Raw genomic sequence first — 18194 nt, forward strand, 5'->3', positions numbered from 1 at the left:
GGCATGGAGATTTCAGATTCGCTGCGCCAACAACTCAACCATTGGATTCTTCCCGGTTTCATGACCTTGGACGAGGTCTACGAAGCCGTGGACGACAACGAACTTGAAGACGGGTACCCCAATGATGATCCGCACGCGGCCGCCGAGCAAGTATGGAAAGAACGCAAGGCCCAGGAGTCGGAGCGGGAGCATCCCACTGATTACGACCTGGTGCAGGCTGCGTTCGATGAGATGGAAGAACAGGGGCTCGTGACGGGAATGAGCCTTGGATTCGATGTCAGCGACTGTAACGAGCTGCTCGGGGAGGAACGCACCCAGATCGACGTGCCGGAGGGGGAGTATCCCTACCGCGAATGGGCATCGTGTGGCTTCCACATGCAGGATGCCGAGGGACTGGCGTACGAGCCGACGGAGCTTAATCTCGTCTTCGGTGCGTGGACGCCGGGCCCGCCGATTGCTGGTGAGGTCGACGCCGAGAAGCTGCGCAAAGGCCAACCCGAGAGGAAGGAGGAGTGGGCGCGCATGGACGCCGCGCTGGGGCGGTTCCTCCTGGACATCCTTAAGCGTCACGACCTCGAAGTGGAGTGGGACGGCGACCCGCGCGGGCGGAATCAGTTGCTCAATCTCATGTGACGCAAGCCGCTGCCCGAGGAAGAGCAGTAAGCCTGCCGCGGCGACGTGAGATTACTCGGATGACAGTGCGACGAAGTCGGCGACGAGGTCGCCCAGGGGGAAGCGATAGCTGGGGAGGCGGACCTCGAAGAGGTCGAGCAAGGCGGCGAGGTAGTGGCGCTCGCAGTAGAGCTCGGCGTCGGAAAGCGCGGCGCGCCAGTTGCGAATCCACTCCGGGGTCACACGGGCCGCGACGGCAGCAGCCTTCTTCGTCCCATACGGAGCTTTGGTGTAGGCCATCACCAACCCCTCGCGCTCAGCCGGGCTGATGTCCTCCTGGCGGCGCAGACCCTGCGGAGGTACTACAACAGTCATGAATCTGTATCCACTCAGAATCAAGCAGGTTCACAACTAGGCTGACACAAAGGGCGAACAGCACATTGGGAGGGAAAAGAAAGGCAAAGCCCGTTGCAACATCCTGGTGGATGCGGCAACGGGCTAAGGGCTGTGGCGCAAGTTGGCTATGCAGCTAGTAAGGCATTGCGTTCATCAGGAGTTATAAACGTTGCGGCCCAAGTAGTCGCACTGCGACATCTTGCCGGACTTATAGCCATTGATGAACGCTTGGGCACGGTCCGCGGAGGAGCCGTGAGTCCACTGGTCAGGGCGGACCTGGCCGCCGGAGCGACGCTGGATGTTATCGTCCCCCACTGCGCGGGCGGTATCGATGGCGGCTTGTGCCTGCTCATCAGTGATTTGCTCTAGCTTGGCATTGTCGCCTTCGTCAGCGTGGAAAGCCCAGATGCCTGCGTAACAGTCAGCTTGCAGCTCGATCTTCACAGCATTGGAATCCTCACCCGGCTGGTTGTAGTTGGAAAGACCCAACGTGCCCTCAAGGTGCTGGATGTGGTGGCCAAACTCGTGGGCCACGATGTACATCTGCGCAAGTGGAGCGTTTTCCGCACCGAAGTTTTTGAGCTGCTCAAAGAATGAGGTGTCGAAGTACGCTGACTGATCAGCAGGACAGTAGAAGGGGCCAGTTGCCGCGGAAGCCTGGCCGCAGCCGGACATGGTGGAGTTCTCGAAGACTACTCGGCCAGGCTCGGTGTACTCGATGCCTGCTTGGGCGGGAAGCTGTTCTTTCCACACGGCGTCCACCGACTGAGCTGTGTAGTCGACGCGGCAGTCGTCGTACTTGTTGCCGTCCTCAGCCGTCTTGCAATGGTCGAGATGCCCGGAGCTGGTTTCTTCGCCCTGCTGCTGGCTGCTTTCGGTGCCGAGCAACTGGCCTAGATCGCCAGGATTACCACCCATGAGCAGGAACAGGCCAATGAGGACGATGGTGCCGATACCGCCGCCGGCAGCGATGGTACCGCCACCGCGTCCGCGGCCTCCCGTGGTGGCTCGCTTGCCGTCGAAACTTGCACCAGATCTAAAAGTCATGGATTAGATCTTGCCATAAAGGCTGCGCACACGACCATGAGTGGGGGTGAGGGGCGTCACAATTAGGCTCATCGCGACTCGTCCATACCTCGGAGGGTAGACTTGGGCCGTTCATGACTTGTACCGCTCGGCGCGTGCTGTTTACGCGTGGCGTGGGCGCCTACAAGAAGAAATATAGAGAAGGGATTGAACAACAGTGCTGCGCACTCATTTGGCTGGCGAGCTCCGCAAGGACATCGCAGGCGAAACCGTAACCCTGACCGGCTGGGTTTCCCGTCGCCGTGACCACGGTGGCGTTATCTTCATCGACCTGCGTGACCGTTCCGGCATCGCTCAGGTCGTCTTCCGTGAATCCGACGTTGCAGAGCGCGCCCACGACCTGCGCTCCGAGTACTGCGTCAAGGTTACCGGTGTGGTTGAGCCGCGCCCAGAGGGCTCCGAGAACCCCAACCTGCCTTCCGGCGAGATCGAGGTTAACGTTTCTGAGCTTGAGGTCCTTAACAAGTCCGCAGCACTGCCGTTCCAGATCGACGATCCTGCAACCTCCGGCGAGGTCGGCGAGGAGACCCGTCTGAAGTACCGCTACCTCGACTTGCGCCGCAAGACCCAGGGTGATGCCCTCCGCCTGCGCTCCGAGGCGAACCGTGCTGCCCGCGAGGTCCTGGCCCGCCACGATTTCACTGAGATCGAGACCCCAACCCTGACTCGCTCCACCCCTGAGGGTGCACGCGACTTCCTCGTGCCGGCTCGTCTGAAGCCAGGCTCCTGGTACGCATTGCCGCAGTCCCCGCAGCTGTTCAAGCAGCTGCTGATGGTGGCTGGTATGGAGCGCTACTACCAGATTGCTCGCTGCTACCGCGACGAGGACTTCCGCGCTGACCGCCAGCCGGAGTTCACCCAGCTCGACGTTGAGATGTCCTTCGTCGATCAGGATGATGTCATTGCTCTCGCTGAGGAGATCGTTTCCGCCCTGTGGAAGCTCATCGGCTACGAAATCACCACCCCAATCCCACGTATGACCTACGCGGATGCCATGAAATACTACGGCTCCGATAAGCCCGACCTGCGCTTCGACATCAAGATCGTCGAGTGCACCGACTTCTTCAAGGACACCACCTTCCGCGTGTTCCAGAACGAGTACGTCGGCGCAGTCGTCATGGAGGGCGGTGCTTCCCAGCCACGCCGTCAGTTCGATGCTTGGCAGGAGTGGGCAAAACAGCGCGGTGCTAAGGGCTTGGCTTACATCACCATCGCTGAGGATGGCAGCCTCGGTGGCCCGGTCGCCAAGAACATCACCGACGCAGAGCGCGAGGGCATCGCCGCCCACGTCGGCGCACAGCCAGGCGACGCCATCTTCTTCGCCGCCGGCGACACCAAGTCCTCCCGCGCGCTGCTGGGCGCAGCCCGTGGCGAGATCGCTCGCAAGCTCGACCTCATCAAGGATGGCGACTGGGCATTTACCTGGGTTGTTGACGCACCGCTCTTCGAGCCAGCCGCTGACGCCACCGCTTCCGGCGACGTGGCACTTGGCCACTCCAAGTGGACCGCAGTCCACCACGCTTTCACCTCCCCGAAGCCGGAGTACCTCGACTCCTTCGACAAGGAGCCGGGCGAGGCTCTTGCCTACGCATACGACATCGTCTGCAACGGTAACGAAATTGGTGGCGGTTCCATCCGTATTCACCAGCAGGATGTGCAGAAGCGCGTCTTCGACGTCATGGGTATTGGCGAGGAAGAAGCACAGGAGAAGTTCGGCTTCCTGCTTGATGCATTCCAGTACGGCGCACCGCCACACGGCGGCATCGCTTTCGGCTGGGACCGCATCGTATCCCTGCTCGGCGGCTTTGACTCCATCCGCGACGTCATCGCCTTCCCGAAGTCCGGTGGCGGAGTTGACCCGCTGACTGATGCTCCTGGTCCGATCCCTGCTGCACAGCGCAAGGAGACCGGCGTTGACTTCAAGCCGGAAAAGAAGGCTGAAAAGAAGGCCGAAGCCAACTAAAGCGCGGGCATCAAGCGGGGCAGCAACGTGGTACAGCGTTCGATAAAGGGCGTTGGAAGCGAAGCGCCCCGCTTTATTGCGGTTAGCGTTGGGCAGTATGAGGAATTTTTAAGGGAGAGATAGTGACCACGGAGAAGGTTTACACCCAAGATGAGGTCGTGACATTTGCAGCAGAGCTGCTGTCGCGCCGCTATGGAGGTGTGCCCGAATTTACTCAGGTGACCGACCTGGGCGGTTCCGGTAATGCCTTAGTGCTGCGCGCACGCATGACACCGACCGCGTTTCTCCCGCACCGTTCCGTGGTCATCAAATACAACCCCATGACGGGCCATTCCATCGACGATGCGGCGTTGCTGCTTGAAGTCGTGGCCTATCAGTTCACCACGGCCCTCAATGAGGACGTGCGTCCTGGTCCGGTTCTTTTTGCCGCGGACTTGGAGCGTCGCATTTTGGTGCTTTCCGACGCCGGCGAAGGTGACACGTTGGCTGATGTTCTGACGCGTGCAAAAGGGGAGGACCGCAAAGAAGTCCTCCGCAAGCTAGGACGCTCGCTTGGCCAGATGCATGCGGGGACCGCGGGACGAGAGCTTGACTACGAGACTTTGCTCAACCGCATGCTGCGCCAGCATCCTGAATACGAAGAGCACCAGGCGCTGCGCGATGAATCCCTGCGTGCGTCCATCCTCATCGGTGCAGACATTCTCTCCAAGGCTGGCCTTCCCGCGCCAGCGCACTTTGTCGAACTGGCGGAAAAGGCCGCGAGTGCCTTGAGCTATGGCCAAGAGCGTGCCTTTACACCCTTCGACTTGTCGCCCGACAACGTCATTGTCTCGCAGCGTTTGTCCTTCTTGGACTATGAGTGGGCCGGCTACCGCAACGTTGGATTCGACGTCGCCTGCGTTATCGCAGGTTTCCCGCAGTTCCTTTTCGCGCGCCCAATCTCTGACGAGGAAGCGGAGATCTTCATCTCCGCATGGCAGCGCTGCGTCACCGGTGTGTGGCCGCGCTTTGCCGATGACGCAGAGCTGCACGAGGTCATCGTCGCTTCCCTCATCGGGTGGGCGCTATCCAGCGTGACCACCATGTATGCCGGTGGCATCGAAGGAGTCGTAGCCTTGGCCGAAGGCTCCGCAGAGGTCTTCCACGATGCGCGCAACTCCCTGCTGCGCCCTGCAGACCAAGGGCCATTTAGTGAGGAGGAAGTCCTCATTAGGCGCGACCTGTATGAGACCTTCGAGGCCTTGTCACGTTATGCGGCACAGTGCGGCAGCGACACCTGCCAGCCCGTTGCGGAGTTTGGCCGTACCGTGGCCACGCGGCTTCGCGGAGCGTAGGCGATGTCGCAAGACTCACTTTTTGGACCCGCACCTAGGGGGAGCGAACCTGCTGGGCCCCTTCCTGGTCAGGAAATCTTCGCCACCCATGCTGGCTCGCCGCTCGCTGCACGGATGCGCCCGCAAAGCCTCGACGAGGTCTTGGGACAAGGCCACCTGCTTGAAAAGGGGAAGCCGTTGCGTCGCCTTATTGAGGGCTCCGGCGAAGCCTCGGTCATTCTCTATGGTCCGCCCGGTACGGGAAAGACCACGATTGCCTCGCTGATTGCCAAGGCGATTGGCCAGAACTTTGTGGGCTTATCCGCCCTCGATTCCGGCGTAAAGCAGGTGCGTGAAGTCATCACGCACGCGCGCCAAGAGCTTATCCATGGGCGTCGCACAGTGCTCTTCATCGACGAGGTGCATCGTTTTTCCAAGACCCAGCAGGACGCGTTGCTGGCGGCGGTAGAAAATCGCACCGTCCTTTTGGTGGCTGCTACCACGGAAAATCCTTCTATCTCCGTCGTTGCGCCCTTACTGTCCCGCTCCCTGTTGCTGCAATTGGAGCCGCTTGACGACGCCTCCCTGCGAGCCCTTGCGCAAAGGGCGCTGACGAGCGAGAGGGGACTTGCCGGAAGGATTAGCGCGAGTGAGGAAGCGCTTGAACATTTGGTCCTTTTGGCTGGTGGCGACGCCCGCCGCACTCTGACCTACTTGGAAGCTGCTGCGGAAGCGGTCCCCGACGGCGGCGAGCTTACGCCGCAAATCATTCGTGACAACGTCAATCGCGCCGTGGTGCGCTATGACCGCGACGGGGATCAGCACTATGACGTGGTCTCGGCTTTCATCAAGTCCATTCGTGGCTCAGACGTCGATGCGGCCTTGCACTATCTAGCACGCATGGTGGAAGCAGGGGAGGATCCGCGCTTTATCGCCCGCCGCCTCATCGTTCATGCCTCTGAAGATATCGGCATGGCCGATCCCACTGCGCTGCAAGTAGCAGTGGCGGCGGCTGAAGCTGCGCAGCTCATCGGCATGCCCGAAGCGCGCATTCCCTTGGCCCAAGCGACCATCCACTTGGCTACCGCGCCAAAGTCCAACTCGGTCATCGCTGCGATCTCTGCAGCGCAGGCTGATGTCCAGTCGGGCCGCATTGGCCACGTGCCCTCGCACCTGCGTGATGGCCACTATGAGGGGGCCAAGAAACTGGGCCATGCCGTGGGGTACAAGTATCCGCATGATGATCCGCGCGGCGTCGTCAAGCAGCAATATCTGCCCGACGAGCTCGAGGACTCCATCTATTACGAACCAACGGATCACGGTGCGGAGAAGCGAATCTTCGACTATCTGGGGCGACTGCGCAACATCATCCGCGGTAAGCGCTAAAGGCGCGCATCGGCCGCAGGGCGGCCAACTGCCAAGTTCGTACTGGCGAGCGCGCGAAAAGTGTGCCCCGATATCGGCAAATTTTTGCCGCACGGGTAGAGTTGAGTGCTGTTACGTACCGCTTAAACAGTGAAGGACTTTAGCTCGTGAAGACTCATGAGATCCGGGAACGCTTTACCCAGCACTTCGTCAAGACTGGACATGAAGCCGTGCCAAGCGCGTCGCTGATCCTGGACGACCCGAACCTGCTCTTCGTCAACGCCGGCATGGTTCCGTTCAAACCGTACTTCCTGGGACAGCAGAATCCGCCATTCCCTAATGGTTTGGCAACTTCCATCCAGAAGTGCGTGCGCACCCTGGACATCGAAGAGGTGGGCATCACCACCCGCCACAACACCTTCTTCCAGATGGCTGGCAACTTCTCCTTTGGCCAGTACTTCAAGGAAGGCGCCATCAAGAACGCGTGGAGTCTATTGACCGGCTCCGTAGAAGACGGCGGCTTCGGCCTGGATCCAGAGCGCCTCTGGGTCACTGTCTACCTCGATGACGATGAGGCTGCCGACATCTGGCACGAGCAGGTTGGCGTGCCGCGCGAGCGCATCCAGCGCTTGGGTATGGAAGACAACTACTGGTCCATGGGTATCCCTGGTCCGTGTGGTCCGTGTTCCGAGATCTACTACGACCGTGGCCCTGAGTACGGCGCAGAAGGCGGCCCAGTAGCTGATGACAACCGCTATATGGAGATCTGGAACTTGGTCTTCATGCAGAACGAGCGTGGTGAAGGCATCGGCAAGGGCAACTTCGAAATCCTCGGCCCACTGCCGAAGAAGAACATCGATACCGGCCTGGGCATCGAGCGCGTGGCCTGCATCCTGCAGGGCGTAGACAATGTCTACGAAACCGACTTGTTGCGCCCGGTTATCGACGCAGCTGAGGAACTCACCGGCGCAAAGTACGGCGAGGGTGCGTCCGATCAGGACAACATTCGCTTCCGCGTTATCGCTGATCACTCCCGCACCGGCATGATGCTCATCCTGGATGGCGTGACGCCAGGCAACGAGGGCCGCGGCTACATCCTGCGCCGCCTACTGCGCCGCATCATCCGCTCTGCCCGCCTGCTTGGCGCTACCGCACCGAGCATGGAGCGCTTTATGAACACGATCATGGACACCATGACCCCGTCCTACCCGGAGATCGCTGACAACCGCGAGCGCATCCTGCGCGTTGCCATCGCGGAGGAGAAGGCCTTCCTCAAGACCCTCGAATCCGGCACCAAGCTCTTTGACGAGGCTGTTGAAGAGCTCAAGTCCACCTCGCGCGCTGCTACGCCGAAGATTCTTTCGGGCGAGAAGGCTTTTGAGCTGCACGATACCTACGGTTTCCCAATCGATCTGACCCTCGAGATGGCTCAGGAAGCAGGCCTGGAAGTTGACATGGACGGCTTCAATGAAGCCATGGGAGAGCAGCGCCGCCGCGCCAAGGCCGATAACCAGGCCAAGAAGCACGGCCACGCCGACCTTTCTCTCTACCGTGAGTGGGTCGATAACAACCCGACCGTCTTTACCGGTTACGAGACGCTTACTTCCGACGCCAAGATCATCGGTCTGGTTCGCGATGGCCAGAAGGTCAACGAGGTCCACGAGGGCGAGCAGGTAGAGGTCATCCTCGACCAGTCGCCGCTGTACGCCGAGGCCGGTGGACAGACCGCAGACCGCGGCCGCCTGTACGCGGGCGAGAGCTTGCTTGAGGTGGGCGACGTCCAGAAGATCGGCAAGAAGCTGTGGGTCCATAAGGCCACCGTTACTGCAGGCGGCATCGACCTGGGTGCTTCCGTGACCGCTGAGGTTGACGAGAAGTGGCGCCACGGCGCAGTCCAGGCTCACTCCGCAACGCACCTCATCCACGCTGCACTGCGCCAGGTGCTCGGCCCAACCGCAGTCCAGGCCGGTTCCTTGAACCGCCCGGGTTACCTGCGCTTTGACTTCAACTACACCGAGCAGCTTTCGCCGGCCCAGCTGGAAGAAATCGCATTGATCACTAACCAGGCTGTGGATGCTCACTTCGCTGTCAATACCATCGAGACCTCACTGGAACAGGCTAAGCAGATGGGCGCTATGGCTCTCTTTGGCGAGAGCTACGGCTCCCAGGTGCGCGTCGTCGAAATGGGCGGTCCTTTCTCCATCGAGCTCTGTGGCGGTACCCACGTGGCCAATACCTCCGAGATCGGCCCGGTGTCCGTCCTGGGTGAGTCCTCCGTTGGTTCCGGCGCACGCCGCATCGAGGCTTACTCCGGCATGGATGCCTTCCGCTACTACTCCAAGGAGACCGCGCTCGTTGAGGGCATCTCCCGCGAGCTCAAGATCCAGTCTGAGGACCTGCCAGAGCGTATTGCTCAGCTGACTGAGAAGCTCAAGGCCGCGGAGAAACAGATTGATGAGCTGCATAAGGCACGGCTGATGGCGCAGACCGCTGACATGATCGGTGGCGCAATCACCGTGAACGGCTTCACTGTTATCAGCGTTCGCCTGCCGAACAACGTCAGCGGCGGCGACCTGCGCACCGTGGCAACCGACATTAAAAACCGTCTAGGTGACGAAGCTGGCGTCGTTGTGCTCGCATCTGAGAATGAGGGTGGCAAGACCCCGTTCATTGTTGGTGCCACCAAGGCAGCTGTTGCTCGTGGCATAAAGGCTGGCGATTTGGTCAAGACAATTTCCGGCTACGTTGACGGCAAGGGTGGCGGAAAGCCTGACATGGCTCAGGGGTCCGGCGCCAATGCTGAAGGCCTGCAGGCTGCCTTCAACGCTTTGCGTGACGAACTTGAAAAGGCCTAATCCGCTAAAACTCATGAGGTGCTAGCGCTTAACCCCCGTTTCTCGTGCTGGGAGCGGGGGTTTCTGCGCGTCTAAAGGGGTGAGCATTCGGGAAATCTGTCTTTTTATGCCATGTTTTCAACCCCTGCGCGCCATTGGTTGATGCAATATGACTAGAATCTAAATGTCATCGTTATCATTTTGCGACATTGGCTTCATGCTTAAAGTCGTACCCGAACGCGAAGGAACTTCAAGAGTATGGTTGTACAACCCGATACCCCGGGGCTTAATGACCCGGGAAATGGGCGTCGCCTAGCACTTGATGTTGGAACCGTGCGCATTGGAGTCGCAGTCTCTGACTCAAACGCCAGCTTGGCGTTGCCCGTTGAAACTGTGTCCCGCGAAACCGGCTTCAAAGATCAGGACAAAGGTGACATCGACCGTATCTTGGAGCTCATCCGTGAGTACCACGTTGTGGAAGTTGTGGTTGGCCTACCGCGCGATTTGCAGGGCAATGGTTCTAAAAGCGTGAAACATGCGAAGGAAATTGCGTTTCGCATCCGCCGTAGGCTGGGAAAAGATGAAACGATAGGGCAACCACCTGTTCGGATGGCTGATGAGCGTTTGACTACGGTCGCCGCGACTACAGCTTTGCGGGCGTCAGGGGTTTCCGAAAAGAAGGGCCGCAAGGTTATTGACCAAGCAGCCGCAGTAGAGATTTTGCAATCTTGGTTGGATGCGCGCCACAATGCGCTGCAATCAGATGCAACCACCCACGAGCCTTCAATAGCAGGAGACTAGTTACGTGAGCCGAAACCAAGAACGAATCGGACGCTCTATGGAGCCCAAGTACGTCAAGCGTCGTCAACGCGGCCTTGCCGTCGTCCTGGCCTCTGTCGTTCTAATCATTGGCGCCTTGGGCTACATAGGGTTCCGCCTGTTTGGAGGAGGAAGTAGCTTGGACTACGAAGGCACCGGCAACGGAACTGTACAGTTGGTACAGGTTCCTGAGGGCTCGTCGATGAGCGAGCTTGGGCCTGCTCTTGTAGAGAAGAACGTGGTCAAGACCGCAGAGGCATTCTCCTCGGCGGCCAACAGCAATCCCCGCGCAAGCCGCATTCAGCCGGGCTTCTACCGTCTCCAAGAGGAGATGAGTGCGAAGGCCGCAGTGGATGCCCTGCTCAAGGACGAGAACAAGATTGATCCTCTGGACGTTCAGGGTGGCGCAACGCTTTCCGACGTCAAGGTGGTCGGCGGGGATGTCCGCTACGGCATCTTCTCGCAGATTGCCAAGGTTTCCGAGCAAGAGGGTGGCTCTGTCACCAAGGAAGATCTGGAGAAGGTCGCTGCGACGGTGGATCCCGCCGAGCTCGGCGCACCTGAGTGGGCACTGGAGAAGGTGCGCTCTCGTGGTGAAGACCCGAAGCGCTTGGAGGGCCTCATCGCTCCTGGCCAGTACGTGGTGGACCCGAACATGGATGCAAAGGACATCCTGAAGGACCTCATTGAGCGTTCGACCAAGCGCTACAACGAGACCGGCATCGTGGACCGAGCACAAGCAATTGGCAAGACTCCATATGAATTGCTGGTTGCAGCATCCCTGGTCGAGCGCGAGGCCCCAGCCGGTGAGTTCGGCAAGGTTGCCCGCGTCATCCTCAACCGTCTCGACGAGCCAATGCGCTTGGAGCTTGACTCCACCGTTAACTACGGCCTGCCGGACGTTGAGCTTGCAACCACCGATGAGGCACGCGCTGAGGTTACCCCGTGGAACACCTACGCCAAGGAAGGTCTTCCGGACACCCCGATTGCTTCCCCGTCCGTCGAAGCCATCGACGCTATGGAGCACCCAGCTGAGGGCAACTGGCTGTTCTTCGCCACGATTGATGCTCAAGGCACTACCGTGTTCACCGACAACTATGACGAGCATCTGGACAACGTAGATAAGGCCATCAACTCGGGCATCCTGGATACTCAACGCGAAGGTGCCCAGCAGGGCGGTGCGCAAGGCGAAGGACAGCCGGCTGAGCAACCTGCAGAACAGCCGGCGCAGTAGCGCGGGGCCGTGAAGACAGAACTTTAACGAGGAACGAGGGGATAGAGAATGCCACGTGCTGCAGTCCTTGGAAAGCCTATAGCGCACTCTCTTTCCCCTGTTCTGCATAACGCTGGGTACGCTGCTTTGTCGCTCAGCGATTGGGAATACACCCGATTCGAGGTCACCGCTGAAGAACTCCCGCGCTTTCTCGATGAGGCACCAGAGGATTTCCGTGGCTTCTCCGTCACGATGCCTGGCAAGTTTGCGGCACTCGAATACGCATCCCAGTGCACCGAGCGCGCGGAGCTCATCGGGTCGGCGAATACGCTCGTGCGAATCGACGACGGCTGGCGAGCAGACAACACCGACACCGAGGGCGTTTTAGGTGCTTTGAACGCGTTATTGGGGGACAAAACTCCCCATGCTGCGTTGCTTATTGGTTCTGGTGGCACGGCGCGTCCCGCACTGTGGGGGCTTGCCCAGCGGGGCGTTTGTGACGTAACGGTGCTCAACCGCTCCGACCGCATGGAGGAGCTGCGTCCTCTAGCCGGAGCTCTGGGTATCACCTTGCACAAGGCCACGTTTGATGATGACCTTGTCGCGTTGACTCGGGCGATGGACGTGATCGTTTCTACTGTTCCCTCTGCTGCACTCGAAGGACGTCTATTTGATCTCGCCCATGCGCCAGTCTTTGACGTTATTTATGATCCGTGGCCTACTCCTTTGACTATTCACGCGGCAGCAGACGGCTACGCCACTGTGGGCGGCCATGTCATGTTGGCGCATCAATCCTTTAGCCAGTTTGAGCAATTTACCGGACATACGGCTCCGCGTGAGCAGATGCAGATGGCGCTCAACGAAGCGCTGGGGCTTAACCAATAAAAGCCCGTCCCTGATGCCACTGCCTGGAATTCGCTAGGGTGTGGGGCTATGGGGGAAATCAGTGCTGTCATTGGTGCGCTGTGGGGTGCAGCGCTTATTTATTTTGATGTCCGTTTCAAGCGGCTTCCAGATTGGCTCACTCTGCCAGCGGCGGTGGCTTCGTTGCTGTTCTTTGAGCCGGCCGGACTCATCTGGCCTGGGATCTACCTAGCCTTGGCTTGTTGGCGAGGCGGTGTTGGCGGCGGCGATATCAAGTTGGCCTTCCCGCTGGGCATGTGGGTTACTCACGAGTGCGGCGTGATGGGGCAGCTCCTGGCGATGATGGGGGCGTCGCTAAGCACGGCTGTGTGGGGCACGTTGCGCAAAGACTCAGCGCCACCGCACGGACCTGGGATGCTGATTGCCGCAGCACTTTGTGTGATTGCGCTCTAAGTTTTACCCTGCTGGCACCACGGATTGCCTGTCGTGCGATAATTATCGGCATGCTTCGTTGGACTACCGCAGGTGAATCCCACGGCCAGGCGCTCATTGCCATGCTTGAGCACATGCCCGCCGGGGTTTCCGTTTCTCAGGATGACATTGCACTTCAGCTCTCTCGCCGCCGCCTTGGCTATGGCCGCGGTGCGCGAATGAAGTTTGAGGCCGATGAGCTAACGCTGCTCACCGGTATCCGTCACGGCAAGACCTTGGGCAGCCCCATTGCCATCATGATTGGAAATACCGAGTGGCCGAAGTGGACCACCATCATGTCCCCGGACGAACTCGATATGACCGATGAGGAAACCGTAAAGGCAATGTCCTCCGGCCGCGGCGCGGCTCTGACGCGTCCCCGCCCAGGGCACGCTGACTTTGCTGGAATGATTAAGTACGGTCACACTGAGGCCCGCCCAATCCTTGAGCGTTCTTCCGCCCGTGAGACCGCTGCCCGCGTTGCGGCGGCCACGGTTGCGCGCAACTTCCTGCGCGAGACCCTCGGTGTGGAAGTGGTTTCGCATGTTATCTCCATCGGTGCTTCCGAGCCGTACGTGGGGCCAACCCCCACCTTTGCGGATATCGAGGCCATTGACGCATCGCCGGTCCGCGCCTTCGATACAGCGGCTGAAGAATCGATGATTGAGGAAATCGAGGCTGCTAAGAAGCAGGGCGATACGCTCGGCGGAATCGTGGAGGTTGTCGTAGAAGGCCTGCCCATCGGCTTGGGCTCGCATATCTCCGGTGATGACCGCCTTGATGCACAGCTCGCAGCAGCGCTCATGGGCATCCAAGCAATTAAGGGCGTGGAAGTCGGAGACGGCTTTGAGGAAGCCCGCCGCCGCGGCTCTGAAGCCCATGACGAGATGGTGCGCGACGGTGACTCCGTTTCGCGTTTAAGCAACCGCGCTGGCGGCTTAGAAGGTGGTATGACCAATGGTGAGGCACTGCGTGTGCGCGCTGCGATGAAGCCGATCTCTACCGTCCCCCGTGCACTGAAGACCGTGGATATGGCCACCGGCGCGCCCGCCACCGGTATCCACCAGCGCTCCGATGTGTGCGCGGTTCCGGCTGCTGGCGTCGTGGCCGAGGCGATGGTTGCCTTGGTTCTCGCGCGTGCCGTCTTGGACAAGTTCGGCGGGGATAGCGTTGCTGAGACTAAACGCAATATCGATGCCTACAATGAGTATGTTTCCCAGCGTCTTGCTTTTGAACAGGAGTAAGTGATGACCACACCGGTTTCAGTAACTGGTAGCCCGCACCCGCGAGTCGTGCTTGTGGGCCCACCGGGTTCGGGTAAGTCCTCGATCGGACGCCGCTTAGCTAATGCTCTCAATTGTGAACTCATTGATTCCGATGTCTTGATTGAGGAGCGCGAATCTGTTGCCTGTGGCGAAGTATTTTCCTCGCTAGGCGAACTGGCTTTCCGCGAACTGGAGGCCGAAGTGGTCAAGGAAGCGTTGCAGTCTCGTGGTGTTGTGAGCCTAGGCGGTGGGGCGGTGCTTACTGACTCCACCCGCGAGCTGTTGGACCGCCACACGGTGGTATTTCTAGACGTCACTGCCGAGGAAGGGGTTGCGCGTACATTGGGCGATCCCAACCGCCCCGTGCTTGAAGCAGCGGACCCGCTGGCGCACTATGCATCGCTTCTCGACGCCCGCCGCCCGTACTACGAGGAGGTCTCTGACTTTAAAGTCCGTACCGGTGCGCGCACTCCGCAGCAGGTAGTGGGCGATATCCTCGGCTTCCTCGATACTCTCTAAGAAAGCGAACTCATGACCACGATTCCAGTTAATGGCCCCAATCCATACGAAGTTACCGTCGGCACAGGTTTGACCGCCGACATTGCGGACCGAGTAAAAAGCACCGGCGCAGGCCATGTAGGAATCGTGTTTCAACCGCCGCTAGCTGCCGCCGCACGTCAGCTCGCTGCGGAGGCTGAGGCGCGCAACGTCGTTGTCACTTTGCTACCAATTCCGGATGCTGAGGCTTCCAAGCGCCTAGAGGTGCTCGGTGGATTGTGGGACGAGTTGGGGGCAGCGAATTTTAGCCGCCGTGACGTCATTGTGGGCTTGGGTGGCGGCGCCACTACTGACTTGGCTGGTTTTCTCGCCGCAACGTGGATGCGCGGCATCAAGGTGATCCAGGTTCCGACCACGCTTTTGGCAATGGTCGATGCGGCAGTAGGTGGTAAGACCGGCATCAACACGGACGCCGGAAAGAACCTCGTGGGCGCCTTCCACGAGCCAGACTCCGTGTTCGTGGACCTTGACCGGCTCGTCACTTTGCCGGAAGAGGAAATCGTCGCCGGCTCCGCGGAGATCATCAAGACTGGTTTCATCCATGATCCCGTTATCATCGAGCGTTACCTCGCGGACCCCGCCGCCTGCCTGAATCCTTTGCAGACCCTTCCTGAGCTTATTGAGCGTTCCATCGCGGTCAAGGCCCGCGTGGTGGGCGAGGACCTCAAGGAAGCAGGTCTGCGTGAGACCCTCAATTACGGCCATACCTTTGGCCATGCGGTGGAGCTGCGGGAGAACTATACCTGGCGCCACGGGCGTGCGGTGGCGGTGGGCATGATGTTTATCGCGCAGCTATCTCATACACGCGGGCTTATCGACGCCGCGCTGCTTCAGACTCACAGCGACATCTTGGCATCGGTCGGTTTGCCAACCACCTACGAGGCCGGTCACTTCGATGAGCTTTATGCTGGCATGACCCATGACAAGAAGAATCGTGGTGGGCACATTCGTTTCGTAGCACTGACCGGAATCGGTCAGACCACCCGCATCGAGGACGCCACCATTGAGGAAATGCAGGCAGCCTACGCTGCCATTTCAAGAGAAAGCCGGTATAAGTGATGAAGATTTTGGTTCTCAATGGGCCTAACCTTAACCGCTTGGGCAAGCGCCAGCCGGAGGTTTATGGAAAGACCACGCTTGCGGACGTCGAAAAGCACGTGCGTGAAGTCGCAGGAAGCCTCTCCCCAGACCTCGAGCTCGAGTTCTTCCAGTCCAATCACGAGGGCGAACTCATCGACAAAGTGCACGAAGCTGCCGATGCCGGTTGGCCGGTCATAATCAACCCTGGCGGCTTTACCCATACCTCGGTGGCGCTGCGTGACGCGCTCGCTGAAGTAGCTGATGGCCCCGGTTTTGTTGAGGTACACATCTCAAACGTGCATGCGCGCGAAGCCTTCCGCCATCATTCCTATCTCAGCCCGATTGCGCGTGGTGTTATCGCCGGCCTTGGTGCTTACGGTTACGAGGCTGCCCTCGGTTACTTTCTACAGGACTAGTTCGAGGCGCCTAAATGCGGCAAGAATAGCCCCGAAGAGGTGAGCGCTACGGGCAGAAAAAGCAAAGACTGCGAGATATCGGTGGTCCTTGATGTATCTCTGTGACCCGCGCGATACCATGAGGTATCAAACATTGACGAAGGGACACCACATGGCACTCGCAGATACTCGCTTTAGCAATCGCCGCCGCAAACTCGCAGCGGAGCTTGCCGGTCAGCGCATCGACGCTGTTTTGATCACCCATCTGACCCACGTGCGTTACCTCTCGGGCTTTTCTGGCTCTAACGGTGGACTCTTCCTGCGCAAGGACCTATCCGCCATCATGGCAACCGACGGCCGTTACACCACGCAGATTGCCGAGGAAGTACCTGACCTGGAGGCCATCCTCGGCCGCGCTGTGGGCCCGGAGCTTCTCAAGCGCGTTGAAGGACCATTGCGTGTTGCTTTTGAAGCAGACTATGTTTCAGTTTCGCAGCTTGAAGCGCTAAAGAAGGCAGCGCCAGAGGACGTTGTACTCGTTCCTATTTCTGGCGTTATCGAAAAGATCCGTCTGGTAAAGGATCCAGTTGAACTAGAGCGCCTTGAGCAGATCGCAGCATTGGCAAACGAAGCCCTCGAAGGCCTCGTTGCTGCAGGGGAGATCGCGGTGGGGCGCACCGAGCGCCAGATTGCTGCGGACCTTGAGTATCGCATGCGCCAGCTGGGCTCGGAGCGAGTTAGCTTCGATACCATCGTCGCCTCTGGCCCTAACTCCGCCAAACCACATCACGGCGCTGATGATCGCGCTCTTGAAAGTGGTGACCTCGTCACCATCGATTTCGGCGCGCACCTGCGTGGTTTTAACTCCGATTGCACCCGTACCTTCGCTGTCGGCGAGCCAAACGAGTTTTCGCGTGAAATCTACGACGTTGTCCTGCGCGCGCAATTGGCAGGCGTTAAGGCTGCCGTGCCTGGCGCAAAGCTCGTCGACGTCGACGCAGCGTGCCGCGACATCATCGAGGAAGCCGGCTACGGCGAGTACTTCGTTCACTCCACCGGCCACGGTATTGGACTAGACGTTCACGAAGGACCGTCTGCAGCTAAGACGGGAACCGGTGAACTGGCTGAGGGGATGACCCTGACCATTGAGCCGGGTATTTACGTTCCCGGGAAGGGTGGTGTGCGCATTGAGGATACCCTCATCATTACGGGCGGCGCGCCGAAAATTATCACCGCATTCCCGAAGGAACTGCAGATCCTCTAGGGTACTTGGGAAAATTTGCCTACAGGCCGTGCGTACTTTTGCGCGGCCCCTGTTATGCCAGCGTGGCCGCATAAGGTATGCTGGAACACTGTTTTCACCACTATTTTAACTGGGAGTTTGATCCATGGCTGATACCACCGATTTCAAGAACGGACTCGTTCTCAAGATTGACAACAAGCTGCAGCAGATTATTGAGTTCCAGCATGTGAAGCCGGGCAAGGGCCCAGCATTCGTGCGTACCAAGCTCAAGGACGTTGTTTCCGGCAAGGTCACCGACAAGACCTTCAACGCAGGCGTCAAGGTTGAGACCGCAACGGTGGATCGCCGCGATATGACCTACCTGTACAACGATGGTCAGAACTACGTCGTCATGGACGACAAGACCTACGAGCAGTTCGAGCTGCCTTTCGACAAGTTCGGTGACGCAGGCAAGTTCCTGCTCGAGAACATGCGCGTGCAGGTTTCCTTCCACGAGGGTGAGGCTCTCTTCGGCGAGCTGCCAATCTCCGTCGACCTCAAGGTTGAGCACACCGAGCCAGGTTTGCAGGGCGATCGTTCCTCCGGTGGCACCAAGCCAGCTACCCTCGAGACCGGTGCTGAGATCCAGGTTCCACTCTTCATCGAGATCGGCAACGTTCTCAAGATCGATACCCGTACCGGCGAGTACCTCTCCCGCGTCAACAACTAAGAACGCTA

General features: G+C 59.3%; 17 protein-coding genes. 15 read left to right on the forward strand and 2 right to left on the reverse strand.

Features of this window, described 5'->3' with window-relative positions:
- Positions 1-3 precede the first annotated feature (3 nt).
- Positions 4-633, forward strand: coding sequence for a DUF6891 domain-containing protein (locus I6I72_RS13190; protein WP_049063964.1), 630 nt, complete (start codon positions 4-6; stop codon positions 631-633).
- A gap of 51 nt (positions 634-684) precedes the next feature.
- Here I6I72_RS13190 and I6I72_RS13195 read toward each other — a convergent pair whose 3' ends face one another.
- Both I6I72_RS13195 and ypfJ read right to left on the reverse strand, forming a co-directional pair.
- Positions 685-987, reverse strand: coding sequence for a hypothetical protein (locus tag I6I72_RS13195; RefSeq protein ID WP_049063966.1), 303 nt, complete (start codon positions 985-987; stop codon positions 685-687).
- Between the two features lie 174 nt (positions 988-1161).
- Positions 1162-2055 (reverse strand): KPN_02809 family neutral zinc metallopeptidase, encoded by an 894-nt coding sequence (gene ypfJ, locus I6I72_RS13200; protein ID WP_049063968.1) that lies wholly within the window; start codon positions 2053-2055, stop codon positions 1162-1164.
- Between the two features lie 196 nt (positions 2056-2251).
- On the opposite strand from ypfJ, the gene aspS reads away from it, so the two are divergent.
- The 14 genes from aspS to efp all read left to right on the forward strand — a co-directional run bounded on the left by aspS (position 2252) and on the right by efp (position 18186).
- The gene (aspS, locus tag I6I72_RS13205) at positions 2252-4057 is read left to right on the forward strand and encodes an aspartate--tRNA ligase (protein WP_049063970.1); all 1806 of its coding nucleotides are present in this window, start codon (positions 2252-2254) and stop codon (positions 4055-4057) included.
- A 119-nt stretch (positions 4058-4176) separates the two neighbouring features.
- The gene (locus I6I72_RS13210; protein WP_049063972.1) at positions 4177-5391 is read left to right on the forward strand and encodes an aminoglycoside phosphotransferase/choline kinase family protein; all 1215 of its coding nucleotides are present in this window, start codon (positions 4177-4179) and stop codon (positions 5389-5391) included.
- 3 nt (positions 5392-5394) lie between these two features.
- Positions 5395-6756: a replication-associated recombination protein A gene (locus tag I6I72_RS13215; RefSeq protein WP_049146517.1), complete on the forward strand. Its 1362-nt coding sequence runs from the start codon at positions 5395-5397 to the stop codon at positions 6754-6756.
- Positions 6757-6902: 146 nt separating this feature from the next.
- Positions 6903-9590 carry an alanine--tRNA ligase gene (gene alaS, locus I6I72_RS13220; RefSeq protein ID WP_049151730.1) on the forward strand — a complete coding sequence of 896 codons (2688 nt, stop codon included), beginning with the start codon at positions 6903-6905 and terminating at the stop codon, positions 9588-9590.
- A 237-nt stretch (positions 9591-9827) separates the two neighbouring features.
- On the forward strand, positions 9828-10370 hold the full coding sequence (ruvX, locus tag I6I72_RS13225; RefSeq protein WP_005529278.1) for a Holliday junction resolvase RuvX: 543 nt from the start codon (positions 9828-9830) through the stop codon (positions 10368-10370).
- A 37-nt stretch (positions 10371-10407) separates the two neighbouring features.
- Complete coding sequence (gene mltG / locus I6I72_RS13230) at positions 10408-11622, forward strand: endolytic transglycosylase MltG (RefSeq protein ID WP_049063976.1); 1215 nt, start codon at positions 10408-10410, stop codon at positions 11620-11622.
- 48 nt (positions 11623-11670) lie between these two features.
- Entirely contained in the window at positions 11671-12486 is an 816-nt protein-coding gene (locus I6I72_RS13235) for a shikimate dehydrogenase (protein ID WP_005529282.1), read from the forward strand.
- 48 nt (positions 12487-12534) lie between these two features.
- Positions 12535-12918 carry a prepilin peptidase gene (locus I6I72_RS13240; protein WP_005529284.1) on the forward strand — a complete coding sequence of 128 codons (384 nt, stop codon included), beginning with the start codon at positions 12535-12537 and terminating at the stop codon, positions 12916-12918.
- Positions 12919-12968: 50 nt separating this feature from the next.
- On the forward strand, positions 12969-14180 hold the full coding sequence (gene aroC / locus I6I72_RS13245) for a chorismate synthase (protein WP_049147630.1): 1212 nt from the start codon (positions 12969-12971) through the stop codon (positions 14178-14180).
- Between the two features lie 3 nt (positions 14181-14183).
- On the forward strand, positions 14184-14720 hold the full coding sequence (locus I6I72_RS13250; RefSeq protein WP_034656871.1) for a shikimate kinase: 537 nt from the start codon (positions 14184-14186) through the stop codon (positions 14718-14720).
- 12 nt (positions 14721-14732) lie between these two features.
- Positions 14733-15818: a 3-dehydroquinate synthase gene (gene aroB, locus I6I72_RS13255; protein ID WP_049063984.1), complete on the forward strand. Its 1086-nt coding sequence runs from the start codon at positions 14733-14735 to the stop codon at positions 15816-15818.
- Positions 15818-16255 (forward strand): type II 3-dehydroquinate dehydratase, encoded by a 438-nt coding sequence (gene aroQ, locus I6I72_RS13260; RefSeq protein WP_005529291.1) that lies wholly within the window; start codon positions 15818-15820, stop codon positions 16253-16255. Before aroB ends, aroQ begins: the two co-directional genes overlap by 1 nt.
- 151 nt (positions 16256-16406) lie before the next feature.
- Positions 16407-17498, forward strand: coding sequence for a M24 family metallopeptidase (locus I6I72_RS13265; protein WP_049063985.1), 1092 nt, complete (start codon positions 16407-16409; stop codon positions 17496-17498).
- A 124-nt stretch (positions 17499-17622) separates the two neighbouring features.
- Positions 17623-18186 (forward strand): elongation factor P, encoded by a 564-nt coding sequence (gene efp / locus I6I72_RS13270; protein ID WP_005529296.1) that lies wholly within the window; start codon positions 17623-17625, stop codon positions 18184-18186.
- Positions 18187-18194: the final 8 nt, after the last annotated feature.

The organism is Corynebacterium striatum (assembly GCF_016728105.1).
Classification (GTDB): domain Bacteria; phylum Actinomycetota; class Actinomycetes; order Mycobacteriales; family Mycobacteriaceae; genus Corynebacterium; species Corynebacterium striatum.

Bases quoted from the DNA above. Each gene is read 5' to 3' on its own strand.
- I6I72_RS13190 (WP_049063964.1), top strand. From the start codon at position 4: ATGGAGATTTCAGATTCGCTGCGCCAACAACTCAACCATTGGATTCTT.
- I6I72_RS13195 (WP_049063966.1), bottom strand. From the start codon at position 987: ATGACTGTTGTAGTACCTCCGCAGGGTCTGCGCCGCCAGGAGGACATC.
- ypfJ (WP_049063968.1), bottom strand. From the start codon at position 2,055: ATGACTTTTAGATCTGGTGCAAGTTTCGACGGCAAGCGAGCCACCACG.
- I6I72_RS13215 (WP_049146517.1), top strand. From the start codon at position 5,395: ATGTCGCAAGACTCACTTTTTGGACCCGCACCTAGGGGGAGCGAACCT.
- ruvX (WP_005529278.1), top strand. From the start codon at position 9,828: ATGGTTGTACAACCCGATACCCCGGGGCTTAATGACCCGGGAAATGGG.
- mltG (WP_049063976.1), top strand. From the start codon at position 10,408: ATGGAGCCCAAGTACGTCAAGCGTCGTCAACGCGGCCTTGCCGTCGTC.
- I6I72_RS13235 (WP_005529282.1), top strand. From the start codon at position 11,671: ATGCCACGTGCTGCAGTCCTTGGAAAGCCTATAGCGCACTCTCTTTCC.
- I6I72_RS13240 (WP_005529284.1), top strand. From the start codon at position 12,535: ATGGGGGAAATCAGTGCTGTCATTGGTGCGCTGTGGGGTGCAGCGCTT.
- aroC (WP_049147630.1), top strand. From the start codon at position 12,969: ATGCTTCGTTGGACTACCGCAGGTGAATCCCACGGCCAGGCGCTCATT.
- I6I72_RS13250 (WP_034656871.1), top strand. From the start codon at position 14,184: ATGACCACACCGGTTTCAGTAACTGGTAGCCCGCACCCGCGAGTCGTG.
- aroB (WP_049063984.1), top strand. From the start codon at position 14,733: ATGACCACGATTCCAGTTAATGGCCCCAATCCATACGAAGTTACCGTC.
- aroQ (WP_005529291.1), top strand. From the start codon at position 15,818: ATGAAGATTTTGGTTCTCAATGGGCCTAACCTTAACCGCTTGGGCAAG.
- I6I72_RS13265 (WP_049063985.1), top strand. From the start codon at position 16,407: ATGGCACTCGCAGATACTCGCTTTAGCAATCGCCGCCGCAAACTCGCA.
- efp (WP_005529296.1), top strand. From the start codon at position 17,623: ATGGCTGATACCACCGATTTCAAGAACGGACTCGTTCTCAAGATTGAC.